General features: G+C 67.4%; 21 protein-coding genes and 4 pseudogenes. 10 read left to right on the forward strand and 15 right to left on the reverse strand.

The window, feature by feature from the left end; all coding sequences use genetic code 11:
• Nucleotides 1-64: 64 nt before the first annotated feature.
• On the forward strand, nt 65-652 hold the full coding sequence (locus BLT59_RS20745) for a hypothetical protein (RefSeq protein WP_091784768.1): 588 nt from the start codon (nt 65-67) through the stop codon (nt 650-652).
• A gap of 92 nt (nt 653-744) precedes the next feature.
• Nucleotides 745-1,398, forward strand: coding sequence for a hypothetical protein (locus BLT59_RS20750; protein WP_091784771.1), 654 nt, complete (start codon nt 745-747; stop codon nt 1,396-1,398).
• A gap of 139 nt (nt 1,399-1,537) precedes the next feature.
• On the opposite strand, the gene BLT59_RS20755 is transcribed toward BLT59_RS20750, so the two are convergent.
• Nucleotides 1,538-1,894, reverse strand: coding sequence for a hypothetical protein (locus tag BLT59_RS20755; RefSeq protein ID WP_091784774.1), 357 nt, complete (start codon nt 1,892-1,894; stop codon nt 1,538-1,540).
• Nucleotides 1,895-2,121: 227 nt separating this feature from the next.
• Here BLT59_RS20755 and BLT59_RS20760 point away from each other — a divergent pair, with 227 nt between their 5' ends.
• Nucleotides 2,122-2,727: a hypothetical protein gene (locus BLT59_RS20760; protein ID WP_139174080.1), complete on the forward strand. Its 606-nt coding sequence runs from the start codon at nt 2,122-2,124 to the stop codon at nt 2,725-2,727.
• On the opposite strand, the gene BLT59_RS20765 is transcribed toward BLT59_RS20760, so the two are convergent.
• Both BLT59_RS20765 and BLT59_RS20770 read right to left on the reverse strand, forming a co-directional pair.
• Complete coding sequence (locus BLT59_RS20765; protein ID WP_091784783.1) at nt 2,720-3,415, reverse strand: hypothetical protein; 696 nt, start codon at nt 3,413-3,415, stop codon at nt 2,720-2,722. The two genes, BLT59_RS20760 and BLT59_RS20765, sit on opposite strands and share 8 nt — an antisense overlap.
• A gap of 279 nt (nt 3,416-3,694) precedes the next feature.
• A complete protein-coding gene (locus BLT59_RS20770; RefSeq protein WP_091784786.1) occupies nt 3,695-4,033 on the reverse strand; it encodes a hypothetical protein in 339 nt (112 codons plus the stop codon).
• 331 nt (nt 4,034-4,364) lie between these two features.
• Here BLT59_RS20770 and BLT59_RS20775 point away from each other — a divergent pair, with 331 nt between their 5' ends.
• Together BLT59_RS20775 and BLT59_RS20780 are read left to right on the forward strand one after the other, a co-directional pair.
• Nucleotides 4,365-5,012 carry a hypothetical protein gene (locus BLT59_RS20775; RefSeq protein ID WP_139174081.1) on the forward strand — a complete coding sequence of 216 codons (648 nt, stop codon included), beginning with the start codon at nt 4,365-4,367 and terminating at the stop codon, nt 5,010-5,012.
• Between the two features lie 209 nt (nt 5,013-5,221).
• Nucleotides 5,222-5,401, forward strand: a complete 180-nt coding sequence (locus BLT59_RS20780; protein ID WP_091784792.1) for an RNA polymerase sigma factor — start codon at nt 5,222-5,224, stop codon at nt 5,399-5,401.
• A gap of 34 nt (nt 5,402-5,435) precedes the next feature.
• Here the strand turns inward: BLT59_RS20780 and BLT59_RS31920 are convergent.
• The 7 genes and pseudogenes from BLT59_RS31920 to BLT59_RS20820 all read right to left on the reverse strand — a co-directional run bounded on the left by BLT59_RS31920 (nt 5,436) and on the right by BLT59_RS20820 (nt 11,162).
• Nucleotides 5,436-6,047: pseudogene (locus tag BLT59_RS31920) on the reverse strand (S49 family peptidase).
• A 577-nt stretch (nt 6,048-6,624) separates the two neighbouring features.
• Nucleotides 6,625-6,909: a hypothetical protein gene (locus BLT59_RS30730; protein WP_139174083.1), complete on the reverse strand. Its 285-nt coding sequence runs from the start codon at nt 6,907-6,909 to the stop codon at nt 6,625-6,627.
• Between the two features lie 7 nt (nt 6,910-6,916).
• Complete coding sequence (gene gpW, locus BLT59_RS20805; RefSeq protein WP_091784807.1) at nt 6,917-7,141, reverse strand: gpW family head-tail joining protein; 225 nt, start codon at nt 7,139-7,141, stop codon at nt 6,917-6,919.
• A 75-nt stretch (nt 7,142-7,216) separates the two neighbouring features.
• Nucleotides 7,217-7,354: a hypothetical protein gene (locus BLT59_RS31420; RefSeq protein ID WP_175544084.1), complete on the reverse strand. Its 138-nt coding sequence runs from the start codon at nt 7,352-7,354 to the stop codon at nt 7,217-7,219.
• Nucleotides 7,355-7,736: 382 nt separating this feature from the next.
• Nucleotides 7,737-8,159, reverse strand: coding sequence for a hypothetical protein (locus tag BLT59_RS20810; protein WP_091784810.1), 423 nt, complete (start codon nt 8,157-8,159; stop codon nt 7,737-7,739).
• A 168-nt stretch (nt 8,160-8,327) separates the two neighbouring features.
• The gene (locus BLT59_RS20815; RefSeq protein ID WP_091784813.1) at nt 8,328-10,307 is read right to left on the reverse strand and encodes a hypothetical protein; all 1,980 of its coding nucleotides are present in this window, start codon (nt 10,305-10,307) and stop codon (nt 8,328-8,330) included.
• Between the two features lie 657 nt (nt 10,308-10,964).
• A complete protein-coding gene (locus BLT59_RS20820) occupies nt 10,965-11,162 on the reverse strand; it encodes a hypothetical protein (protein WP_124262938.1) in 198 nt (65 codons plus the stop codon).
• Nucleotides 11,163-11,436: 274 nt separating this feature from the next.
• Between BLT59_RS20820 and BLT59_RS20825 the strand changes: the two are divergent.
• Together BLT59_RS20825 and BLT59_RS20830 are read left to right on the forward strand one after the other, a co-directional pair.
• Nucleotides 11,437-11,887, forward strand: a pseudogene (locus tag BLT59_RS20825) (IS5 family transposase); the annotation flags it as partial.
• A gap of 121 nt (nt 11,888-12,008) precedes the next feature.
• Nucleotides 12,009-12,269, forward strand: a pseudogene (locus BLT59_RS20830) (transposase); the annotation flags it as partial.
• 115 nt (nt 12,270-12,384) lie between these two features.
• Here the strand turns inward: BLT59_RS20830 and BLT59_RS20835 are convergent.
• A pseudogene (locus BLT59_RS20835) lies at nt 12,385-12,597 on the reverse strand (tyrosine-type recombinase/integrase); the annotation flags it as partial.
• Between the two features lie 88 nt (nt 12,598-12,685).
• Here BLT59_RS20835 and BLT59_RS20840 point away from each other — a divergent pair.
• Nucleotides 12,686-14,037 (forward strand): IS3 family transposase gene (locus BLT59_RS20840; RefSeq protein ID WP_244514076.1). Its coding sequence is split into 2 segments (ribosomal slippage): nt 12,686-13,021 and nt 13,024-14,037, totalling 1,350 coding nucleotides; the frame shifts between segments, so codons are not numbered across the junction.
• A gap of 982 nt (nt 14,038-15,019) precedes the next feature.
• On the opposite strand, the gene BLT59_RS20845 is transcribed toward BLT59_RS20840, so the two are convergent.
• Entirely contained in the window at nt 15,020-15,745 is a 726-nt protein-coding gene (locus BLT59_RS20845; protein ID WP_091784824.1) for an SDR family oxidoreductase, read from the reverse strand.
• Nucleotides 15,746-15,894: 149 nt separating this feature from the next.
• Here BLT59_RS20845 and BLT59_RS20850 point away from each other — a divergent pair, with 149 nt between their 5' ends.
• Together BLT59_RS20850 and BLT59_RS20855 are read left to right on the forward strand one after the other, a co-directional pair.
• Nucleotides 15,895-16,791 carry an AraC family transcriptional regulator gene (locus BLT59_RS20850; protein WP_091784827.1) on the forward strand — a complete coding sequence of 299 codons (897 nt, stop codon included), beginning with the start codon at nt 15,895-15,897 and terminating at the stop codon, nt 16,789-16,791.
• Between the two features lie 302 nt (nt 16,792-17,093).
• Nucleotides 17,094-19,172 carry a molybdopterin-containing oxidoreductase family protein gene (locus tag BLT59_RS20855; protein WP_091784831.1) on the forward strand — a complete coding sequence of 693 codons (2,079 nt, stop codon included), beginning with the start codon at nt 17,094-17,096 and terminating at the stop codon, nt 19,170-19,172.
• Between the two features lie 70 nt (nt 19,173-19,242).
• Here the strand turns inward: BLT59_RS20855 and BLT59_RS20860 are convergent, their stop codons facing one another.
• The 3 genes from BLT59_RS20860 to BLT59_RS20870 form a co-directional block, all read right to left on the reverse strand.
• The gene (locus tag BLT59_RS20860) at nt 19,243-21,021 is read right to left on the reverse strand and encodes a c-type cytochrome (protein WP_091784834.1); all 1,779 of its coding nucleotides are present in this window, start codon (nt 21,019-21,021) and stop codon (nt 19,243-19,245) included.
• Nucleotides 21,022-21,118: 97 nt separating this feature from the next.
• The gene (locus BLT59_RS20865; protein ID WP_244514078.1) at nt 21,119-21,835 is read right to left on the reverse strand and encodes an NHL repeat-containing protein; all 717 of its coding nucleotides are present in this window, start codon (nt 21,833-21,835) and stop codon (nt 21,119-21,121) included.
• A 388-nt stretch (nt 21,836-22,223) separates the two neighbouring features.
• Complete coding sequence (locus BLT59_RS20870; RefSeq protein WP_091784837.1) at nt 22,224-23,486, reverse strand: DUF2325 domain-containing protein; 1,263 nt, start codon at nt 23,484-23,486, stop codon at nt 22,224-22,226.
• Nucleotides 23,487-23,559: the final 73 nt, after the last annotated feature.

Here is a 23,559-nt window from a genome sequence, read left to right on the forward strand (position 1 = left end):
TTTAAACGTGCTTGGCCGAGTGCTTCAATCTGGCAATCAGTGAATTGCCAGGAGGTCCCGACACATGCTCGCCTTCGCCATCCCCGCCAAGCACTGGCTATGGACGGGCGCCCTCACGCCGGGGACGCGCCGCGTCGTGGCTGACCGGCCGCTCCATCCCGCCCGCTACGAGATCATCGACGGGTTCCACACCGGCATCGTCGAGGCCGACCTGCCCGAGGGTACCGTCGTCGTGACGATCTCCGCCGGCATGCCGGAGCGGTTCGGCACTGCCTACGTCGTGCTCGCCGAGGTCCTTCAGCACGTTCACGAACACGAGGCCCAGGACCTCCTCGATCCGGCCGAGGCGACACTCCGCCTGCACGAGCGCCTCAAGCAGCAGGCCGGCCTCGACTGCGTGTCGCGCCGGTTCCGCTACCCCAACGGGCACGCCATGAAGAAGGGCGAGCTCCGGGTCCGCGGCGGCTGGCACGCCGTCGTCACAGACACGACCGCCCGCCAGGTTTGGCTGCGCGCCGCGACGACGGCCGAGATCCTCGCTGGCGGCGGCGTCGTCCCGGAGGCGCCGGTCGGACAGGACCTGATCGCGGCCATCCGCGCCGAGGTCGCCGAGACCGCAGCGGAGGAAGCTGACACTCCCGCCGCGGCGTGAACACCAGTCCCCGGGCTGGTGCATTTCCAGCCCGGGATTCAGCCTTCCCACGGGTCCGCAGAGCCGGCCCTTCAGTCAGGAATCCCCACGTCATGCGCAAGATCGCCAAGCTCGCCGCCCTCGTCCTCGCCGCCATGGCGGCCGCCACACAGGCCGTCTGGGACGGCTCGAAGTGGGTCATGAAGAGCCTGTTCGCCCCGCCGCAGCCCGTGGGCGTCGAGGTCGGAGACGCGATGGACGCCGTGGCCGCCCGAGCCGCCGCGCCCGTGACACCGTCACAGCCGGCGGCGCGTGACACCGTCACGCCCGCCCCGGCGCCGGCCCCCAAGTCCGAGACCGCCCCGAAGGCCGCCGCGACGGCGAAAGTTGTCGAGCTCGATCCCGTCCTCGCGAAGGGCAAGGCGGCCTACGCGTTCGCCTGCGCCCTCGCGACGCTGGGTGACGAGCCCCCGACGGAGGGTCTCAACGAGGCCGAGATCGCGTGGCTGAATTCGCTCAACACGATGGAGATGATGCACATCTGGCGCGGCGGCCCGATGCAGGCCGGCGCCCACATGCTCGGCATTAAGGCCATCCCCGGGCTGCCCCTGTGCCCGACCCTGTCGGAGTACAGGCACATCCTGGGAAGCGCGGCGCAAGTGACGCCTCGTCAGCGCGAGGAGATCGCCGAGTACAACGCCACCCTCGACCAGGCATTCGAGGACATGATCTCGGACCCGGGCTTCCAACTGAAGCAGGGCATCTGACGCCACCCCCGAACAGCGAAAGGCCCGCCCCGGGACGCCGGGGCGGGCCTTTCTTTTTGTCGCTCACCCTGCGGTCCGGGCCTTGATAGTTGCTGCGTGCACACTTTGTCGTGCTACCGCGTGCGCACAGATGCCGACGCTATGCCGACCGGGCGGCCCGCAGGACGAGGCCCTCAGCGCGGAGGGCGCGCCGGTGCATGCTCGCGGTCTCAGCCTTGGCGGTGGCGGTCTCCTGACGGGATGTGGCGAGCTCCCGCTGCAGCCGGGCGACCTGCGCGCGGAGTTCGGCCGCCTCGTCGACGGCGGCCTGATGGAGAGCGCGCTGGCGGGTGACGGCGGCCATCGCGCGCCCGGCGGCGCTGGCGTTCCGGAGGCCCTGCTCGTAATCGGCGTCGGCCTGACGCTGCCGGGCATCCGCGAGGCTCGTAGCCAGGACGCCAGCCAGGCCCATGCCCACCCGGTCGAGGTCGCTGGCGATTCCGTGGGCGGTCGTCATTGGGTCACTCCCTCGTCCGGTGTGATTTCACGATCGGGGGTCACGGACTCACTGTCGAGTAGGAGTCAACGCTTGTCCCTGGCCCGGACGCCGGAACGTGGGGAGAACTCTGAGCACGGTTAGCGCCCCGTTACTTGCTGCCTCTGTAACGGATTGTGGGAAGTACGGCGTCACCGGCCCGAGGGCATGTGTGGTCCGGTGCACGGGGGCAGGGCACGCTCCGCGGCATGGAGATCTCAGTCACCGTCGACCGGTCCGGTTACGACCGCCAGGTCAGCGACCTCGCCGCCAGGGTGCTCAAGCCGGCCTTGCAGGAGGTCGCCGACTATCTCGGCGCGGCCGCCCGCCAGCGCCTGATGGCGGAGACCGTCCTGCGCTTCGACAACCCGGTCGCGTGGACGGTCAACGCCTTCGCCTATCGGCGAGACGCGGCCGGGGACGACGCCGGCACATACGTCTTCGTCCTCGGCGACCAAGCGCAGTACTTCGGCCTGGAGGTCGAGGGCGGCCCCCGCGTGGCCGGCGACTACGCGACGACGAAGGGAGGCCCGCTCGTCCCGGCGTCCGGCGCCGCCGACAAGCTGGACGCCGAGGGCAACCTGCCCCGCAATTTCGTCCGTGACGCCGTCGCGGCCGGGGCCCACTGGATGCGTCTCAAGGTTGGCGAGCCGGAGGCCCTGGTGCTGCCCGGCCGGGGGCGCCTGCAGGTCCTGGCGGTCATCTCCGAGCGGATCGAATACCAGCCCCGATTCCTGTTCGCTGACATCGTCCGTGACGCCGTCCTGCAGAAGGCCCTGGCCGCCGTCACGAAGTACCTGAGCGGTGCTAGATGAGGAACACGGGCGACCAGACCGAGATGCCGACGAGGAAGGCGTTGCCGTTCTGGGCGGGCGGAGCGACCGGCGCGGGTGCCGCCACGCCCCCGTTGGCGGGCGGGACGTATCCGGTCGGCGGCGGGCTGTTCGGGTTCGAGGGGATGTACGTATTCACCCATGTCATCCCCATGTCGAAGGTTGCCGGCACGATCTTGTCGTAGCCATCAGCCCTGACGATGAGGTCGTGCGACTGCACGTGGAAGAACGCGCCGTCCACCCCGGTGCTCGGCACGTCCCAGCTCGTGCCCGTCCAGTCGACCGGGATGTTCCCGCCGGGCGGGTTGGTCGTCTTCATGAAATTCCCGGCCAGGTCGTAGAGCGCGAGGCGCTGCCCGTCGGTAAGGGTGACGACGATGGCGTTCATCCCGACGCAGGCCGGGGTGCACGGGTGTCCCGAGCTGGTCCTGACGAGCGCGTTGTCATTGACGCTCGTCCAAGAGCCGCTCGACTCGATGATGTACTCGTTGCTCGGCACGTCCCCGACGTCGAGGTACTGAAGCACCGTCCATGTCATGTTGACCATGGACTGTCCGACGGGGATGATCTCGGCGCCGCCCGCCAGCGTCAGCCGGACGAGCCCGTACGGGCTGGCGAAGCGGTAGTCGCTGTTGTCCCAGTCGACGATGCTGCTCTTGGGGTACGGCATGAGGGGCGTCCTTGCGTCAGGTGCTACGGGCGGGGCTCGGGCGGTTGGGGCGGCCGGTCAGTCCTTGCTGTCCCCGTGGAGGCAAGCGGCGCGCAGCGCCTTCACGAGCTCGTCCTCCTCGGCGGCCGGGCCGCCGCCGGCGCCGAGCTTCGGATTCGGGGCCTCCGCGTTCATCGCTCTGCGGAAGGCGTCGCCCTTCGGCGAATCGCCCGCCTCGCGCGTCTCGGGGGCCGCGGCGGCAAAGGTGTCGACGTCCTGCAGTGCAACAGCGAACAGCGTCTAGGCCTGCTCGGCGAAGAGGTCGGTGTCGAAGGCGAGCGCGGCGGCGAGGGCCGGGAAGAGCTTGCCGTTGGCCGACTGCGTGATGGCCTTTATGCGGGCCTTCTCGCCGGAGGCGCCGGTCGCGGCGGCGGTGGCGCCCTTCTTGACGTCCTTCTTCTCGTCGGCGGGCTCACCGTCCTCTTCGGAGGCATCCTTGTCCTCCTCCTTGCCCCCGGCCTTCTTGGCCTTAGCCTTGTCCTCGTTGGTCTGCTCCGAGGCGGTGCGGGGCGTCGCCAGCTTGGCGCGGAGGCGAGGGGCGGAAATGGGCTGCTCCGGGTTCGGGGGACCCGCGCCCAACCTCGGTATCCAGCCGGGGCCGTTGAGCGGGCCTGGAACTGTTGTCCCGGCGAGCGTCAGGTGCCGCCGTGCATCGGCCAATACATGCCGGACAGAAAAAATCGGCGGTGGAAAACGCTTGCCTCGCGTGCGTGCGCGCCCGCCTGCTGGCTTTAGAAGTCCGCAGTCGGAAGCGGGGCCGCAATTCGCAGGATGACTTGGATGGTCTGAACATCCCGGCATCTGACGCCGTTCGACGGCATTTCTCGGGGTTGACATGCTGACGGCGGAAATTCCCGCGTCGGAAATCAGTGCCCTCTAAACGCCGTGCGCCCTTGCGCTTCAATCCGCCGTGTGCATCTATGACGGTGTCATGGACGCATTGGATAAACTCATCGCCGAAAAGCGGCAGGCCATTCGGGTCGTAGAGGCGGAAATCTCCGACCACGAGGCCAAGGTCGCTACCCTGCGTGAGAGCATCGCTCTCGCCACCGTCGAGCTTGCGGCCTTTGAAAAGGCCGCGGCGCTTCGGCCGGTCTCGTCGCGCGGCGACGACGAGGAAGCCTTCGACACGCATGACGGTGACGGTAAGCGCCGCGGGCGCCAGAGGGGCGCGATCTCGCACGCTTGGCGGACCGCTCTCGGCTATCTGTACTTGATGGGTGAGCGCTTCGACTACGAGCGCATGCACGAGGTCGCACAGAACGCCGGCATCACGACCAGCTTCGCCTCCATCCGCGACCGCGCGCGCGATTACGTCGAGCGCGGGCTGCTCGACGGGTCTGCTGACGCCGGCTTCGTCGTGACGGACAAGGCCGCCAACCAGTTCAAGTTCGACCAGGCGCCGGCTGCCGGCCATGGGGGGACCGCCCCCGAGATGCCTGAGATCGAGGAAGAGGAGGAGGACGACGCCTCGGACGCCGGAACTCTGCGCGAGCAGGGCGCGACCGGGAATACGTCGTTCTCCGGGGATTCCGACGGAGGCGGTATGGCCTCATAGAAAGTGCTTCGACGGCTGAGGTCCTGCCGGTCGAAGTAACGGAGCCGGGTGCTACCAACACCCGGCTCCGTATGGACCACCAACGATAGCCGCTCCCGGGAGGAAGCTGCGCTGAAAGTCGACGGCTCGCAGCCTCAACGTGTCACTTTCCGCCGCAGTTTTCAACTCGGGAGCTCCTTCATCCTGTATATGAACAGGAGGGCTCGCCAATGCGCGGCCGCTTCCCCTGCACGTTCGAGATGGCGTGCTACGTCCTCTACCTCGTTGAGATCCTCGGCCTCAGCCAGACGGAGGCCGCCATCCGCGTTGGTCTTAACGTCGGCTCGGTGAACCACGTCGTCCATGGCCGCCGCCACCCGACGGCGTATCCGGTCCCGCTTCCGTCGTGACCCATCCGGCCGGGGCATTCATCGCCCCGGCTCCCTATGCGACAAGCAGGCCGGTCGAGGCCTCGTCCTCGACGAGCTCAGCCATGACTTCGTCGAAGGTGGATACCTCGTCGGCGAGGCCGGCGTCGACGGCGGCTTGACCGATGAACACCGCGCCCTGGCCGAACTGCTCGGATCCGACGACGTCCACGGACAGGCCGCGGTAGGCGGCGACCTATGCGATGAACACTGCGGCGGTGTCGTCGGCGTTCTTCTGGATGGCGGCCCGCCCCGAATCGGTCGCGACGTCGGGCCTCTTGTTCGGGGTCTGCGAGGAGATGATCTCGTGGGTCTTCACGCCGGCCTTCTCGTCGGCGCCGCGGCGGTCGACGATGGAGCAGCAGCAGCCGAGCGACCCGACGGCCGAGGTCGGCGTCACCACGATGTGGTCGGCGGGGGACACGTTCCAGAGGGCCGCGCTGCAGGCGTCCCCGGCGACGAAGGCCACGACGGGCATGTGCGCGGCCGCCGCCTTCACCGCGGCCGCCGCCTCGCTGCAGCCGGTGACCTGCCCGCTGGGGCTGTCGACCTCCAGGATGATGGCCGTGACGCCGCCGTGGGCGACCGCCGCGGCGAGGTCCGCCTTCAGGGTCGTGTACGAGGTCATGCCGCAACTCTGCAGCCACGACGCGTAGGCGATGAGCGGGCCGATGACTCGGATGATGGCGACGCCGTTACGGACGATGCCCCTGCCGTACTCGCGCAGGTAATCGTCCCCCTCGGCCAGCGCAGCCCGCTTCGGGGTGCCGTCGCCCTCGTCGTGGTCCCCGGTCGAGACGCCGCCGGTGACGTGGCTCTGCGCCCGCGGGGCGAGGGCCTGGATCTCGACGCCCTCCCGGCGAGCGAGGAACACAGTAGCCCTTCGGCGCTCCGGTCTCGGGGTCGAGCTCGATGCCCCGACGGCGGGTCGCCGTGTCGGGCGCGAATTCCGGGTTTGAGAGCCGGTCGGCCTCGACCACGCGGAAGCAGGTGCCGAACCGGGTGAGCCCGTTCTCGGGCAGGTAGTAGGGCACGGCGACGCCGGATCCCGACACGATGGTCGAGGTCAGGAGCTCCGAGGCCATGAAGCCCAGGGTCTCGGTGCGGGAGGCGTCGCAGTTGGTGGTCCGGGCCCAGTTCCGGAACAGGCCGCGGACGACGCGGGACCACTCCTCCGCTCAGAGCTTGCTCTTCCCGAGCGTCTTTCAGTCGGGCGTCGGGACGGCGTCGAGCCCTTCGCCGACGATGGCGAGGACCTGCTGCTGGATGGCCGAATAGACCTGTCCTTCGTGCCGCTCCGAGCCGCGCCCGCGCCAGAACGCGATGTCGGCCTCTGGTCCGTTGTCGGCGTCGGCGCTGCCGCGAGAGACCCGCCAGTCCCGCATCCCTCGCGCGAACGAAGTGCCGGGCCAGCTGCTGTCGATGGCTGCGTTCCGGCTTAGGGGCGTGAGCCCGTCGGCTGTGACGAGGGCGGGGACGCGAGGCTGCATGTTGGCCTCAGCCGATGTAGATCGCGCCGAAGCCGCAGGGCCCCGACAGGCGGACGCGGGTCTCCAGGTCGGCGATAATGTCCCGGAGCTCCGTCACGCTGGCCTTAGCCAACGCGACGTTCTCGCCGGTCGAGGCGACCGCCGCCACGTCCTTCGGACCGAGGCGCCGACGGAGGGCGGCCTTGGCGAGGGCGAGGTCGGCCTTGGCCTCGTCGAGTTCCTGAGCGGTCATAGGCGGGTCCCGGCTGTGCCCGCCCACCGTTCCCCCCGCCCATGCATCGGCCTACACATGCCGGCCGGGGCGGTGTCAGTCCTCGTCGTAGGATGCGGCCCGCCCGAGGCCGGCGCCCCGCATCAGGGCGCGCATGTCGACCTTCGCGGACGGGCCCGCGAGGCCGGGCGCATCGTCGCCCGGGGTGGCCTCGCCCCGACCTTGCGAGGGCATGCGCAGGCCTGGCGGGACACGGATGGCGTTCGCCGTGGGCGCGGGCGGGCGGACCACGCGGCGGACGATGCGGTCCTCGGGCGCGGCCTCGACCGACCGCGGGGCGGCGGGCTCGGGGCTCTATTCCATCGGCATGGCCTCCTGGGCGGCATCGTCCTCGCGGGCGTCCTCGGAATCCCCGGCTCTCGAACCCTACAAGGCGGGCGGTGCCCTTGCGGACGGCCTCGGTCACGTGGCTGGAGATGGAGCGGCCGCGCAGGTCGGCGGGGCGGACGATGGGGTTGTCGTTGTAGCGGGGCATGGGGGAGCGGCCCTGGTGGATGACCCCTCGACCGTCAGGCCGCCCCGTACATCGGCCAACACATGCCGGATGGGACGCGGCTCAGGCCTGCCGGGTCAGCCCGAGGCGCTGCATGAGGGCGCGCTTGGCCTGTGGCTGCGCGACGCCCCGGCGCTCGACCAACTCCTCCATGGCCTGCCCGAGGACGGCGTCGAGGCCATAGGCGATGCCGTCGTAGCTCCTCTGTTCCTTCACGCGCGCGCGAAGCCCACCTCGACGAGACAGGTCGCAGAGGGCGGTGGCGATGGCGGCCTCCACGAGGCGGGGCTCAGGGATGCCCTCGGCACGGCGACGGGCACGCTCGGCCCGCTTGCGCTCGGCGGCGTCCCGGCGCTCGCGTGCGGTGCGCGCCGAGCCAGACTCGGGCGCGCTGGCATCTTCGGCCTCGGACTCAGGGTCGAGGTGGATCTCGTACGGCATCTGCTCGCACAGGCCGGGGAGGATGAAGGCGGGCTCGGTGAACATGCGGGCTGGCTCCTGTTGGAGATCATGCCAGCCGGCCCGGCAAGGCACAGCATCAGAACGAAGAAGGCCCCCCGCCCGGGTGGGACGGAGGGCCTTCACGATGAGGTGCATCGTCAGCCCGCGAGAGCCTGCCAGCATATTGCCAGGGTGCTCGGCAATAGACAACGCCTATGGTGCGTGGGCGCGTGCACGCTGGCGTGATGCGAGTACCCTGAGCTCCGCCATGCGCGCATCCCCGGCCGCGAGGCCAGCAGGGTCGCGCAGGGCGCGAGCTTGGGCTGCGAGCCTGCCGAGCAGCCCCACTCTCCCAACGGGCGGAAGAGGCACCTCGGGGGCTTCCTCAGGGCATCCATCATCCAGTGCGGCCAGGGATACAGGGGCAGGTCTCGGAGGGGTGACGGCGGGCCTTAGCGGAGCGAGGTCTGAGGGGACGTCGGCGGGTGGCAGGTAAGGGGCGAGGAGCGCTAGGGACGAGCGAGTGCGAGGAGCAGCGAGGACGGGCGGCGTCTCATCAGGAGGGGGGACAGGCTCGGCCGCAGCCGGGGTCCGGAAAGCTAGGAGGAAGGCCGGAACGGGCACGGCGGCAACAGGCGCAGGGGGCTCTACAGGGGCCGGAGAGAGAGCCCCGGGCTCCGGAGGAGGGGCGTCAACACGGGGACGGGGAGAACCCGGGCGGGGCGGGAGGAGACCCAGGAAGGGGCGGAAGCGAGCCCCGGTCCCGGAGGGGGAGACCACGGGTTCGGGAGAGGACAACAAGGGCTCCGCGGAAGGGGCGACCTCAAGCTCCGCGATGGGGGTCTCGACAGGTTCGCCCACCCCCGGCTCCCTATATCGGATCATTTGGGTCGTCTCACCTATAGAATCCTTCCGCGAACCCCTTAAGGTTGCAGGTGAAATCCGGTCCAGCGTACCTTCCAGGACATCGTTCATGATGCCCTTCAACTCGGCCTGCCGACCCTCCGGTGCGAGGAAGCTGTCGTGGACCGGCAGGGCCGGGAGCTCAGCCTTCTCGTAGGCCTTGAGGACCTCTAGGGCCATGCGGGCATCGATGGCCATCAGCGAGACACCAGCGTCGCTCCCGATGTAGCCCGCGATGGCCGGGTTGTGAGCGATGACCTTGTCGATGATGCGCCGGGTCTCGGTCCAGCCGTAGGGCCACACTGGCGAGCCGTCGGCCTTCTTTTGGCGGGCCTTCTCTATCAGGGCCCCGGCCGCGGCGTTCAGGGTCGCGGCGTTGATGGCCACGTTCAGCGCAAGCTTGCCGACCCACCGCTGGTAGTGAGGCAGCGCGTAGCAATCGAACCCGGCGGGCATCCTCTCCCCGCGCATGGCGTACAGTAGGCGCGGGTGCAGGGAGGCGAAATCTTCCTCGATGACCACTTCGCCGTTGATCAACAGGTCGAGCCGCCGGTCCTTGGGCAGCCCCTCCCAAAAGCCGCCGTAGATTCGACCGCCCTGCCGGAATCCTCCACGGCTGAAAACACGGTAGACATCGACCTTCGGCGTGATGCGGGCGCAGGCCCATGTCTCGACACCGTCTTTCACCTTCCGGGCGCGAACGTGGTGCGCGGTCCGCTCCCAGTTGTCCGGCGAGGCCGAGGCCGAGACGTCGACCGAGAAGCTGTTCATGAACCGGTTGAGGTTGCCGATTTCGCGCGTCAGTCGCCGGGTTTCGGATGTGTCCTCGTAGTCGATGCGGGAGCCGTCCTCGCCCTTCAAGACGAGCGGGCAGCGCGAGCCAAGATACTCGATCGGCTGACCGGCCAGGATCTCGACGAGACGGTTTGAAGCCCGCATGCGGCTCTGCATGCCATGGGTCAGGTGGGCGCCGGGCTTCGACCGGATCTCCTCGATAAGGCCGAGGCGCCCAAGTTCGTTCACGGTCTGCAGCACCGACGAGTAGGTGTAGTCCGTCCCCTCGTACCGCCCTTGGGCCGCGTAGAAGTCCCGAGAGCGGCTGTAGGAGACGTAGGGCCGGTCGCTGTCCGATGCCAAGGCGAGCGCCGCCAGGACGCTGGCCATGGCTCTGTTGATCTTGGAGCGGGAGAACTTCGGCAGGCCTGCGGCGGCAACCAAGTCTTCGGATACGCGCCAGTGGAAATCCAGAGCGCGGGCATTGCGCGCCAATTCGTCATCGTGCTCGGGCATGTGGCTCTCGCGGTGGAGCACACGCCGGGGCACCTCTGACCCGACGCGGCTCGCGCATGCTCCGCCGCGCTTTTGCTAATAGCTAGAGGCGCTTAGCGGTGCGCCATGAACGCGATTCCTGATCCTTGGCCGAGCGGAAAGCGCCTATGCGAACCGCGGCAGGGAGGCCCGTCAGGGCACTTCAATTTTGAAAGTTGACCCCGGCATCATCCAGGTCGCTCGATCCAAACAAATCGGCTCCCCGGTGCCTTCCGCGTGGGTGCGACAAAAGCGCATCGTCGGAGACCTGCCTGTGAATGGGTCGGACTGCTCGAGGGCGGCGCTCCACCTCAGCGGGCATGTGGCTGCCGCTTACATTGCACTTGGCGTAAGCGTCATAGCCAATTTCAGTGCTTATCCATCCCGATGCTCCCGTCAATGATGCGCAGCAACCTGCTATAATCAATCGTTATAGGTAAAAACTAAACAATCCGATGTTGTGCTTAATCATAAATTTAAGCAATGCCAGATAGTTGGGAGCACACCTTGCGATTACGAGCCACCAAAATTTATCAGTATTTAGACAAACGAAATATTATTATTTGACCGAGAAGTATTATTACTGAGATTTAGAATGAAACGGGCCCCAGCAGTGATGCCGGGGCCCAATTGGACGTCTCAGAGTGCCGACGTACGGAAATCTTCCATGTTGTAGGCAACCTCGTCGAGATCGTCGAGCCAGTTTAAGACGGCCAAACCGCGGTCGCCTTGTTGCCACTGCTCGGACATGAACTCGAGCCTGTACCTCTGATCCTCGATGAAATCTTGGAGAGAGTGGTACGAGGCCGCGAGCTCGAGTTCGAGCTTCTTGGGCATCTTCATTCTGACCCGCATTGCTGGGTACCTCACACGATCCGCTCCCAAAGCCGAGAGCAATAAAGAGGACCGGCCTTGTGGGTGTGTGAGCAGCGCCGCCTTCAACATACTGCGCCGCGCGAGTTTCCAACAAGTTAAGACCTGTTCTGAACGTCGTCGCTGATGTCGGCCTACCGGGGAGTATGAACGGGCTCTAAAGTGTGAACCGAACCAAGGCGTAGCAGGGTTTGTGGTTTTGTAATTCAGGGCCGCCGTTTACAGCGTGGAGGCGGCGATGGCGGACCTGATCTGGCTTCGAATGAGCAGTGGGCGGTGATGGCCCCGTTCATGCCCAAGGATCAACCCGGACCCGAGCGAAAGGACGACCGGCAGATCATCTCTGGCATCCTGCGAGTGCCCACCTCGGGCTGCCGCTGGCGTGACTGCCCGGTCGCGTATGTGCCTCGCACGACCGTCTACAACCGTTTCAACCGCTGGTCCCGGCGTGGCTTCTGGAAGGCGATGTTGGCCGCCCTGGCCAAGGCCGGCTGGTCGGGCGAGGCGGCTGCCATCGACAGCACCTACGTGCGAGCACATTGCTCGGCGCACGGCGGGATAGGTGGGCGCAGGCCCAGGCCATCGGCCCGTCGCGTGGCGGCCAGACGACCAAGGTCCATTCGCTCACCGACGTCCTCGGTCGGCCCGGCGTGCTCCTACTGACGCCCGGCATGTCCGCCGTCAGCACTCCTGAGACAGATTGAGGGCCTTCACGAACGGAGGATGGTTGGTTCAACGTAGCCCCCAGGAGCGAAGATGAAACAGACGTCCGGGCCGGCACGAAAGCCGGCGGAAGCCGTAATCTAGGATATCCGTCGAGCCACACGCCGGCAGTTCTCGGCCGAGGAGAAGATCCGCATCGTGCTGGAAGGCCTGCGCGGTGAGGACAGCACCGCCGAGCTGTGCCGGCGCGAGGGCATCGCCAGTTCGATGTACTACGGCTGGTCCAAGGAGTTCTTGGAAGCTGGCAAGAAGCGGCTGGCCGGTGACACGGCTCGGGCCGCGGCCGCCGACGAGGTCAAGGACCTGCGCCGCAAGCCAGGCGCGCTGGAGGGGGTCGTGGCCGACCTCGATCGCCGCCATCACCCTCAGCGTATCCAGGCTCAGATGCCCGGCCTGCTCGGCGCGATAGACCGGACCGGCGGCGCGGAAGACGTTGGCCAACTCGATCGCGGCGGGCATCGTCTCAGTCCGGCGCTGCCCCCTGTCTATGGAACAGGGCGAGCCTGTCGAGGGGGCTGGTCACGGCCCGCACCGTCCGGGTTGCGACCTTGGCGTAGAGGGCGGTGGTGTCGAGCCGGCTGTGCCCGAGCAGGACCTGGATGACGCGGATGTCGACGCCGTCGTCCAGGAGATGGGTGGCGAAGGAGTGGCGCAGGGTATGGGGACCGACGCGCTTGGGGTGTCCGCCGTCAGCACTCCTGAGACAAATTGAGGGTCTTCACGAACGGAGGATGGCTGGTTCATCGTAGCCCCCAGGAGCGAAGATGAAACAGACGTCCGGGCCGGCGCAAAAGCCGGCAGAAGCCGTGATCAAGGACATCCGCCGCGCCACGCGCCGGCAGTTCTCGGCCGAGGAGAAGATCCGCATCGTGCTGGAAGGGCTGCGCGGTGAGGACAGCATCGCCGAGCTGTGCCGGCGCGAAGGCATCGCCAGCTCGATGTACTATGGCTGGTCCAAGGAGTTCTTGGAGGCCGGCAAGAAGCGGCTGGCCGGCGACACGGCCCGTGCCGCGACCGCCGACGAGGTCCAGGACCTGCGTCGCGAGGCGGGTGCGCTGAAGGAGGTCGTGGCCGATCTCGTCCTGGAAAACCGCCTGCTGAAAAAAAGTATGACCGGGGCTGGGGGCGACGAGGCATGAGGTACCCGGCCCCCGAGAAGCTGGAGATCATCCGGCTGGTCGAGCAATCCCATCTGTCGGTGCGCGCCACCCTGGAGAAGCTCGGCGTCACCCGGGCTACGTTCTACCGGTGGTACGACGCTTTCCAGCGTGGCGGCCCCGAGGCATTGGCGGATCGCCCGTCCCGACCCAGCCGGGTCTGGAACCGGTTGCCCGCCGAGGTCCGCGAGCAGATCGTCGCCCTCGCGCTGGAGCAGCCGGAGCTCAGCCCGCGCGAGTTGGCGGTGCGCTTCACCGACGAGCGGCGCTACTTCGTCTCGGAGGCCACCGTCTACCGCCTGCTCAAGGCCCAGGACCTGATCACCAGCCCGGCCTACATTGTGGTCAAAGCCGCCAACGAGTTCCGCGACAAGACCACCGCACCCAACCAACTCTGGCAGACGGACTTCACCTATCTGAAGGTGATCGGCTGGGGTTGGTACTACCTCTCGACCGTGCTGGATGACTTCTCGCGCTTCATCGTGGCGTGGAAGCTGTGCGCGACGATGCAGGTCGGCGACGTCACCGCCACGCTCGATCTTGCGCTGGCGGCGGCCGGGCTCGATCATGTGCAGGTGGCGCATCGGCCGCGGCTGCTCTCCGACAATGGATCAAGCTACGTCGCGGGTGATCTGGCCGACTGGCTCGGCAGCCGGGGCATGACCCATATCCGCGGCGCGCCCCGCCATCCTCAAACGCAGGGCAAGATCGAGCGCTGGCACCAGACGCTCAAGAACCGCATCCTGCTCGAACACGCCTACCTGCCCGGCGAACTGGAGGCGCGGGTTGCCGCCTTCGTCGAGCATTACAACCACGCTCGGGCTCACGAGAGCCTGGGCAACCTCACTCCCGCCGACGTCTACTTCGGCCGCGGCGAGACGATCTTGCGTGAGCGGGCGCGGATCAAGCGCCAGACCCTCATCGATCGCCGCTTGCGCCACCACGCGCAGGCTGCCTAACCTCTCAACCCAGAAGGACCAGAGCCTCCGTTCCTGAGCGCCTCAAGTCGTCTCAAATCATCTGACGACGGACACGACTGTAGCCGACGATATCCGTGATCAAGATCGCGGCGAGACGGCGCTCGACGGGCCTGTCCAAAACCGCCTCCTTCGGCTCAGACTTCCACCGGTTCTCATATCACGGCTGCGCCCCTCGGCTACTATCGGCTGGCTATGCAGTTCTTCAGAGCCGCGACAGCAGCAACAGATGAGGTGGTCGTGGGCGACAAAAATCGTCCAGAGTGGCTGTACGGGAGGACTGAGTACAATTTCTGTTTGGCGGCGGCCCGAAGCATAAGCGATTGCGCATGGCAGCGAGCACCTCGATCTCGATGGGATATGTCGAAACCCGTGAGACGCCACAGCAGCGTCCGCTTTGGCCAGTTCTCGCTTTGAAGCAGACGAGCCGGTTTCCACCCATCTGAGACGTTCGTCCGGGCACCGGGCGGCGGCAGATGCTGGCCGAAAGCGGCTGGTCCGCTTCGAGTCAGATCCGCTGCAAAAGCGAATCTGACCCCTACCGACCAACCCCAGACGTGCGGACAGCCACCGCTGCTTCCCAATAGCCGCCATTCGTCGGCTCCTCGGCTTCGGATGCTTTGCGCTCCAAAGGATCGCCACTAGCCAAGCGCCCGGCCGCCGAGGCGACACGCCCGGCCTTCCTGCGCCCTAAGGTCTGCGACGAGGCTCGCTCCCGACCGCAAATAAACTACGTGGACCTTACTCGTCTGCGCCGCCCACCGCGGGCTGGTAATGCCCTCCTGGCCTCCATGAGATCACTGGCATCGCCTGGATCGGTCGCGGCTGGATCTTTGGCGTCCAAGTCACGATCGATACAAGCCGACCACCATCGCCCGTGGGCGACGGCGGCCGAGATGGCTGTCTAAAACATCGCCCGCAATGGCCCGAACGCCGGCGCGCGGTAGGGCCGGATCAAGGTGATCTACATGCCTGCGGCTGTAGGGCGAACGATGACCTCGTTGACGTCGACCCCCTCCGGCTGCTCGAGAGCGTAGCGGATGGCGCGGGCGATAGCGTCCGGGGTCAACGATTTCTGCCTCCAAACCTTCAAGGCATCCGCTACCTGCGGATCGGTGATGTCGTTGCCGAGTTCCGTGGCGACGACGCCGGGCGAGATGACGGTTGCCCGAATGTCGTCGTGCTCCTGCCGCAGCCCCTCCGTGATGGCCCAGACCGCGTATTTTGTCGCGCAGTATACGGCCCCCGTGGGCACAACAAGGTGTGCGCCGATCGACGCGACGTTCACGACATGCCCTGACGCCTGGGCGACGAAGCGGGGCAGCACGGCGGCGATGCCGTTCAGAACGCCGTGGATGTTGACATCAATCATTCGGGCCCACTCCTCGCGCTTGAGTGCGGCGAGCGGAGATAAGGGCATTACGCCCGCATTGTTCACAAGCGCATCGATCCGCCCGAACCGTGCTTCTGCCGCCTCGGTGAAGGCCTCGAAGTCAGCTCCGTCGGTGACGTCGAGCACGCGGTAGGCGACATGCTCGCCGAGTTCCGCAGCCAACTTCTCAAGCCTGTCCGCCCGGCGAGCGCCGATGAAGAGGCTTGCGCCGGCCTTGGCGAGCTCGCGCGCAGTGGCTTCGCCGATGCCGCTCGAAGCGCCGGTGACGAGGATGGTCTTGTGGGTCACGCCGGTCATGGTTGATCCTTTCAGCTTCAAATTGCCCGGCAGACCATGCTTTGGCGGAGGCCCCAGTGGTTAGAACGATCGCCCGAAAGCTTTGCACGATCCTCTGAACCCGCCGGCTCTGGCTTGTGGCGCCTGCGAGGCCAGCCGAAAAAGGGTTCATGGATAGGACTGGAGAACTCGCCGCGTTGATCAGGCGGCACGGGCCTGCGGAGGGCCTAGCACCCACAGCAATGCGCGGCCTCTCGCTCATCCGCGCCAATGGACCGACCATGCCGGTCCCGGCCGTCTACGAGGCATCGCTTTGCCTGATCGCCCAGGGCGCGAAGCGCGTCTCCCTGGCAGATCAATGCGTGGTGTACGATGCGTCGCGCTATCTGCTGGTATCGGTCGATCTCCCGCTTGTAGGCCACATCATAGAAGCGAGTCCGAGCGCACCGTATCTCTGCTGCAAGATCGATCTCGACCTGCAGGCGCTCGCTGATTTGATCGTCATCGAGGGTGGCGCGGCGAGCAAGGCGGACCTGTCGGCAATCGCTGTCTATCCCGTCGATCCGGATTTGGTAGATGCAGTCTGCCGCCTCGTGAAGCTACTGGAGCGGCCTGAGAGCATTCGCGCGCTCGCGCCTCTAATCGAGCGCGAAATTCTCTACCGCCTGCTGATTGGACCGCATGGCCCCACGCTTCGGCAGATGGCCATGGTCGACAGCCGCATCAGCCAGGTGACTCGCGCCATCATCAGGATCCGCGAGCGTTTCAACGAGCCGCTTCGGATCGACGAGATCGCCGCTGCGGCAGGCATGAGCGCCTCCTCGCTGCACGCACACTTCAAGTCCGTGACCCGGATGACGCCGTTGGAGTACCAAAAGCAGCTCCGCCTCCAAGAGGCGCGCCGCCTGATGCTCGCGGACGGGCTGAATGCCGGAGCCGCCGGCTTCGCTGTTGGCTACGACAGCCAATCACAGTTCAGCCGCGAATACCATCGCCTGTTCGGTGCCCCGCCCCGTCGAGACATCGAGCGCCTGCAAAGTGTGACAATCTATGCAGGGATAATCTAGGCACGGAGGTGCGTCTTAAGCTGCCTAGGAACGGCTTTGATGGTGATTTCTGCTTCTTAGGTGTCGCATTCGACCGCAGACTGCCGCAGATTCACCCATATGAGACGCTCACGCAGTCGGCCTGCAACGGCTGATGCTGGCCGAGAGCATTCGGTCTGCTTCGGAAAAGGTCTACCGGAACAGGGGACACGCGCTACGTCGCTGTCCGTGCAGCGACCGGTTGGCACGGGAGCTGCTCCCACTCGCCATCACAGTACGGCACGGGTACGGTCGTCAGCGCTGCCTGAGCAAGAGCTGCGCTAATGTCCGAAATCCACTCCTCCGTCTGCCCGCACGACTGTCCCAGCACCTGCGCCCTGGATGTAGAGGTCCTGGACGGGCAGAAAATCGGAGCGGTGCGCGGGGCCGACAACCCGTATACGGGCGGGGTGATCTGCAACAAAGTGGCCCGTTACGCCGAGCGGGTCCACCATCCGGAGCGCGTGCTCTACCCGCTCCTACGCACCGGCGAGAAAGGCAGCGGCACCTTCCGCCGTATCGGATGGGACGAGGCGCTGGACCGCGTCGTGGCCGGCTTCGGCGCTGCGACCGAGCATCACGGCAGCGAGGCCGCCTGGGCCTACAGCTCCGGCGGCACGATGGGCCTCGTGCAGCGCGACGGCATCTTCCGGTTGCGCCACGCCCTGCGCTGGTCCGGTCGCAAGGGGACGATCTGCTCCACGATCGCCGGTGCCGGCTGGACCGCCGGCTGCGGCCGCATCTCGGGCTCGGACAGCCGGGAGATGGCGGTCGCGGACCTCAACGTGCTGTGGGGGACCAACCCAGTCTCCACACAGGTCAACGTCATGGCCCACGTCACCCGCGCCCGGAAGGAGCGCGGGGCGAAGCTCGTGGTGATCGACCCGTACCGCACCGGCACCGCGGCGGCCGCCGACCTGCACCTCGCCCCTCGGCCCGGGACGGACGCGGCGCTCGCCTGCGCGGTGATGCACTGCGCCTTCCGCGATGGCCATGCAGACCGCGCCTACATGGCGGATTACGCCGACGATGCGGAGGCGCTTGAGGCGCATCTGGCGACGCGCGGGCCCGCCTGGGCGGCCGAGATCACCGGGCTAAGCGTCGCGGAGATCGAGGCGTTCGCTGCGCTCTACAACACCACCCCGCGGGCTTACATTCGCTGCGGCTACGGTTTCACCCGCGGCCGCGGGGGCGCCGCGGCGATGCACGCGGTGACCTGCCTGCCGACCGTCACCGGCAAGTGGCATTACGAGGGCGGCGGCGCGCTGTTCACCAACAAGGGCATCTTCGCCTGGGACAAGTCGCTGATCGAGGGCACGGCCCTCCGGGATCCCGCGATCCGGGAGCTCGACATGAGCCGCATCGCCAGCGTGCTGACCGGCGACGCCGACGCGCTGCACGGCGGCCCCGGCGTCCACGCCCTGCTCGTGCAGAGCGGCAATCCCGCCTCGGTCTGTCCGGATAGTAACCGGGTCCGGCAAGGGCTGATGCGCGAGGACCTGTTCACCGTCGTGCACGAGCAGTTCTTGACCGAGACGGCGCGCTACGCCGATGTCGTGCTGCCGGCGACGATGTTCCTGGAGCACGACGATATCTACCAGGCCATGGGGCACAGCCACATCCAGATCGGACGGGCGGTCATCGATCCGCCTGGCGAGGCGATCTTTAATCACGACCTCGTCTGCGCGCTGGCGCGGTGCTTCGGCCTCGATCACCCGACCTTCGCGATGACCGCCCTGGAATTGGCCGACGCCACGCTGCGCGCCTCCGGCTATCCGCCGGCCGCCGACCTGGCGGAGCGGCGCTGGCTCGACGTTCAGCTACCGTTCCGATCAGCCCATTTCCTCGACGGGTTTGCGCATCCGGACGGCCGGTTCCGCTTCCGGGCCGATTGGCGGGCGCTGGGCGACACGGAGGGCCGGCTGTCCCCGCTGCCCGACTGGCTGCCGCTGATCGACGGCGCGACGGACGATCGCCCTCTGCGCCTCGTCACCGCCCCGGCCCGGCAGTTCTTGAATTCGACCTTCACGGAGACGCCCAACGCCCGCAAGCGCGAGGGCCGCCCGCAGGTGCTGATCTCCCCGGAAGACGGTCTCCGCTTCGGGGTTGGGGACGGGGCGCTCGCACGCCTTGGCAACGCGCGCGGCGAGGTAGTCCTGCACGCCCGGCACGTGCCGGGCCAGCGGCTAGGCACGATTGTGGTGGAGAGCATCTGGCCAGCAGGCGCGTTCGGAGGCCCGGGCCACGGCATCAACGTTCTAACCTCGGACGAGGCCGCGCTCCCGTCGGGGGGCGCCGTCTTCCACGACACCTCCGTGTGGATCCGGGCGGAGGCCGAGGCCGTGACGACAGTCGCGGCCTGACACCGGCTGGCCCTGGTGACGTGGCCGCCCGGTGGCTGCCGCCTGACGAATGGTCGAACCTCGCCGGGCCTCAGTTCCTGCGCTGGCCGAGCGCCCACACGTAGGCTGCCACCGCCTTCAGGTCGGCCTGGGACAGCTCCACGCCGCCCATCGGCGGCATTGCGTTCTGGTGTTCCTTCGGCTCGGGCACGCCGTTGGCGATCGTGCTCTCGATGCCCGCGAGGCTGCCGTCGCTCCAAAGCCAATGGCCGCTGGTGAGATCGGCCCCGACTGGTGAGCCCTTGCCGTCCGAGCCGTGACAGCCGCCGCAGGTAGCCCCGGCTACTTCCCCGTGGAAGATCCGCTCGCCAAGCGCGACTTGGTCGCGCGTCGCGCCCTTCGGCACCGGCAGAGCGGCGACAGTACGGCCAGCATCCGGATGCATGCCCTCCGGCGGCGATGCCTTCTTAGATGCAGTTGGTGCCGCCTGCGGGCTCGGCGCCGCAGCGACCGCCGCGTTCGGATCGCCACCCGTGTAGGTGACGCGCCAGATGCGGCCCTTCACGTCGTCGGAGATGTAGAGCGCCCCGTCCGGGCCGACGGCCAGACCGGACGGCCGGTACTCCGCCCGGCCCGGTTCCTTGACGGCCCCGGCGAAGCCGTCGGCGAAGACGATAAAATCGCCCGCGGTTTTGCCGTCCTTGAACGGCTGGAAGACGACGCTGTAGCCACCCTGCGGACCGGGCGCCCGGTTCCAGGACCCGTGGAAGGCGATGAAGGCGCCGTCGCGATAGGCTTTCGGGAAGGCTTTCTCAGTCCCGGACCCGACGTAGAACTTCATGTCGTTGGGCGCCCAGTGCGCCGGAAACCACGCGACCGGCCCCTGCCGGTCGGCACAGAGCCCGACTTTGCGGCCGCCATCGCCGCCATATTCGGGAGCCAGCACCAACTTCTTCTGCGCCGGATCGAAGTAGCATTCCGGCCAGCCGTAATCGGCGCCCTGCTTCAGCTCGACCACCTCCTCGGAGGGCAGCTCGAAGCCCTGCTTGGCCGTGTAGAGCTTCGGCCAGTCCTCGTGCAGCTGGTCGCGGCCGTGCTGCGTGGCGAACGCTCGGCCCTGGGCATCGAGGGCGATGCCCTCGCCGTTGCGGATGCCGGCTGCATACCGCTCGGCTGGCGAGAACGTCTGGTTCCGCGCGTTGGCGTCGTAGCGCCAGATGCCGCCACGCGTCTCCTTCTCTGTGCAGGGCTCGTTGCCGGGCGAGCCCGGCACGCGGTTCTTCACCTCGCAGGCGTTCGTCGCCGAGCCGAGATCGACGAGGAGATCGCCCTTCGGCGTGATCGCGAACGGGTGCATCGGGTGATCGCCGGTCAACGGCAGGCCCGAGACGACGACCTCACCGGCAGCTTTGGGCGCCACCTCACCCGCCTTCAACGGATAGCGCATGATACGGTCGTTGCTCTCGGCGAAAACCGCGCCTTGGTGGAGTGCCAGTCCGGTACCGCCGTGACCGCCCTCGGCCGGGCTCTCGCCGAAGCGCTCCGTGACGTCGGCCTTGCCGTCGCCGTTCGTGTCCCTGAGCGCGACCAAGAAGCCACCCGGCGGGGGCGTGTCGTTCTTGTAGTACCGGCCGCTCCAGGTGTTGACGTAGAGCGTACCGTCGGCCGCGATGGCCATCTGCCGGGCATGGCCGATCCCATCGGCGAAGATCGTCGCACAGAAGCCAGTCGGCAGGCTGAGGCCGCCCGTACCGGTCTTGCAGGCTGTCTCGGCAGCCCGCGCGGGGATGATGGCTGGCCAAGCGGCCAGGAGGGCGATCGTCGCGACTCCAGCCGACACGACGCGATTCACCGGATGGATACGGGGCATGATGGGTCCTCTCGGAACGCTGCGACAAGCCACGAATGCAGGAACTAGGGCGCACGCGGCCGGACGTCCTGGAACCGCCTACGCGCGGCAACACGCGTCATGGGGAGCCCAGCGGCACGGCCAGAACCCGGAACGGCAGGTCGGGCTTCGATCCCTTCCGCGCCGGGTCTGTGATGACGGCGAGTTGCCCGACCGTGATGAAAGCCGTCGCGCCGACCTTGGTGGCGCCTGTGACACCGCCAGCGATGCCATCTCGCAGAACCTCCACCTTCGCGGTGTCACCCGAGAAGGTCACGCGATCGAGCCGGCCGCCGCCTTCGGCTAAGAGGAAGGAGCCGTCGCCGAGCGGCCGCAGCCGATCGGCGAGCACCAGCGGTCGCGAGGGCGTCAGCGGTGTCACCGCACCGGCCTGCCCATCCTTCACATCGATCCGGAACAGCTCTGCGGTGGTGAAGGTGTCCACATAGAGGTTGCCGTCAGTGCCGAAAGCGATGCCATCGAGCCCGGCCTCCTTGCCTGCGGGCGCGAACAGCGGGTCGCTCTTCCAGATCTCCAGCGTCTGCGAGCCGGGCTTCAACCGCAGGATCTGCGGTCCCAGCGTGTTGGTGACGTAGGCTGCTCCGTCCGGTCCGATCGCGATGTCATTGCAGATGGCCGGGCTGACAGGGAACGACGCGCTGACCTTACCGGCGCCCGTCTTCAAGTCGAAGCCCTTCAGCGCCGCACCCTTCACATCGCTCGGTCCCTTGATGCCGAGCGCCGAGAGATCGTTCGAGCAGACCCACAGCGTGCCCGACGCCTCGTCGGCGAGCACGCCGAAGGTCGAGCGTGTCTCGAACGCTCCGGGTACGATCCAGACCTCGCCTGAGGTGGCGCCCGGCTTGATCCGCGTGACGCCGCCGCCGGCGAAGTTGCTGACGTAGAGTGTGCCGTCCGCGGTGGCGGTGATGCTCTCGGGATGGGCTGCGTCCCCAGGCAGTGCGATATCCTTCGGGGCGGCCAAAGCCCCTCCACCTGCGGCTTGAATCAGGAGGCCAGCGAGAAGCGTCACGCCGAGCTTCTGCAGCGGCGCGCCTCGCGAAGACGGGTTGCACACCTTCGTTCGCATCATTGCTGAACCTTTTGCATGCCGCGCAGGGCCCACACGCCTGGGCCGGGATCGCCGCGTTGCCTATCGGCAACCCGGAGATCCGATTGCGATCTCAGGAGGCGCCTGCGCAGGTCACGGCGGGCGCGATCGCGTGCACAAAGCTCGCGAGACTGGCGCTGCGCACCGGCCGAAATGCCTTACCGCTCATCTCGCAAGCTCGCTTCACCATGCCGGTCGCCTCGTGGCTGACGCACTCGACTGGGAACAGCACCAGATCGCTTCTGCTGACGAGACCGGGCAGGAGAGACATGTTCTCTTCGGTGCCGCCGTCGTGGCTGAGTAGCCGCCCCCCGCGCGCTTCGACGAACCGGCGCAGCCGTGCCACCTGCCGTGGACGGCCGCCGACGTAGAGCAACGTGCGCTCCGCGAGGGCATCATTCCGGTCGGCGCGGCAGGGTAGTGGGTGAGCGTCGATCGGCTCGTTCGCGCCTGCCAGCAAGGCTTCGACCGCAGCAAGTTCCGCCTCGACCGCCTGACGGCGTGCCGCTTCGGCTTCCAGATCGGCGCTTAGCTTGCCTGCGGCGTGCATCAGCACGGCTACCTTCTCTTCGAGGGCCTCTGCGTGGGCGCGCTCCCGTTCGAGATGTGCAGTCAGATTTTTCACATTCTCACGGTCCGCGTCTGCCGGCTCGGCGACGGCGATGCGGGAGAGCGCCTGCTCCGCCGCGATGGCGCGGTTGCGGACACTCAGGCCGTCGCGCTGCTCCATCAGATCGACGACGCGGCCCTCCAGAGCTGCGATCCGCTCGTCACGCTCCGCGAGATCGGCCTCGAGTTGGCGCAGGCGTCGAATGTCGGCCCGGTTCGACTGGCCGACCAAGTGCGAGAGCATGTGCACCTCGCCGAACACGTCCTGCACAAGGGTCCAGTCGGTGGCGGGGTGTGTAATGGCCGCCCAGTAGGCGCCGGGTATCTCGCCGCGCTCGACCGAGGCTCGCCAGAGCGCCCTGACCGCCTCAGCGGTGTGCGCTTCAGCGAAGCGCTCGATTTCCCGCTCATGCCGCCGGTCTAGGGCCTTCTGGAGCAGGCGACCGCCCCCGTCCTTCCGGCCGGCGATCTGAACGATCTCGCCATGCAGCCGATGCTCAGTGATCGTTCGCGCATCCGGTCGCCCGAGCTTGGCCAGGATCGCGCGAGCCTCGGCATTGGTCAGGCAGGTGCCGACGATCGAGCAGTGCAGGCTCTCGGCCAATTCCCAGATGCGGTCACGCGGCTTGTCGGCCGCATCTGCACAAGGCGGGGGAACGAAGGCGGGATGGCCGCCCGACACGAGCGCGCGCAGTGCGGGACCGTCGAGATGGGCATGTGGCGGCACCGGCCTCTCCCCAGAGCGCTATATCCGTTCATATATAGCACTCTGCCAAAATCGACACGGTCTGCCTAGGGGG

Source organism: Methylobacterium sp. UNC378MF, assembly GCF_900103195.1.
Classification (GTDB): Bacteria; Pseudomonadota; Alphaproteobacteria; order Rhizobiales; family Beijerinckiaceae; genus Methylobacterium.

What these genes read in the sequence shown, in the direction of transcription:
- BLT59_RS20745 (WP_091784768.1), top strand. Translation starts at nt 65, where the DNA reads ATGCTCGCCTTCGCCATCCCCGCCAAGCACTGGCTATGGACGGGCGCC.
- BLT59_RS20750 (WP_091784771.1), top strand. Translation starts at nt 745, where the DNA reads ATGCGCAAGATCGCCAAGCTCGCCGCCCTCGTCCTCGCCGCCATGGCG.
- BLT59_RS20755 (WP_091784774.1), bottom strand. Translation starts at nt 1,894, where the DNA reads ATGACGACCGCCCACGGAATCGCCAGCGACCTCGACCGGGTGGGCATG.
- BLT59_RS20760 (WP_139174080.1), top strand. Translation starts at nt 2,122, where the DNA reads ATGGAGATCTCAGTCACCGTCGACCGGTCCGGTTACGACCGCCAGGTC.
- BLT59_RS20765 (WP_091784783.1), bottom strand. Translation starts at nt 3,415, where the DNA reads ATGCCGTACCCCAAGAGCAGCATCGTCGACTGGGACAACAGCGACTAC.
- BLT59_RS20780 (WP_091784792.1), top strand. Translation starts at nt 5,222, where the DNA reads ATGCGCGGCCGCTTCCCCTGCACGTTCGAGATGGCGTGCTACGTCCTC.
- BLT59_RS30730 (WP_139174083.1), bottom strand. Translation starts at nt 6,909, where the DNA reads ATGCAGCCTCGCGTCCCCGCCCTCGTCACAGCCGACGGGCTCACGCCC.
- gpW (WP_091784807.1), bottom strand. Translation starts at nt 7,141, where the DNA reads ATGACCGCTCAGGAACTCGACGAGGCCAAGGCCGACCTCGCCCTCGCC.
- BLT59_RS31420 (WP_175544084.1), bottom strand. Translation starts at nt 7,354, where the DNA reads ATGCCCTCGCAAGGTCGGGGCGAGGCCACCCCGGGCGACGATGCGCCC.
- BLT59_RS20810 (WP_091784810.1), bottom strand. Translation starts at nt 8,159, where the DNA reads ATGTTCACCGAGCCCGCCTTCATCCTCCCCGGCCTGTGCGAGCAGATG.
- BLT59_RS20815 (WP_091784813.1), bottom strand. Translation starts at nt 10,307, where the DNA reads ATGCCCGAGCACGATGACGAATTGGCGCGCAATGCCCGCGCTCTGGAT.
- BLT59_RS20820 (WP_124262938.1), bottom strand. Translation starts at nt 11,162, where the DNA reads ATGCCCAAGAAGCTCGAACTCGAGCTCGCGGCCTCGTACCACTCTCTC.
- BLT59_RS20845 (WP_091784824.1), bottom strand. Translation starts at nt 15,745, where the DNA reads ATGACCGGCGTGACCCACAAGACCATCCTCGTCACCGGCGCTTCGAGC.
- BLT59_RS20850 (WP_091784827.1), top strand. Translation starts at nt 15,895, where the DNA reads ATGGATAGGACTGGAGAACTCGCCGCGTTGATCAGGCGGCACGGGCCT.
- BLT59_RS20855 (WP_091784831.1), top strand. Translation starts at nt 17,094, where the DNA reads ATGTCCGAAATCCACTCCTCCGTCTGCCCGCACGACTGTCCCAGCACC.
- BLT59_RS20860 (WP_091784834.1), bottom strand. Translation starts at nt 21,021, where the DNA reads ATGCCCCGTATCCATCCGGTGAATCGCGTCGTGTCGGCTGGAGTCGCG.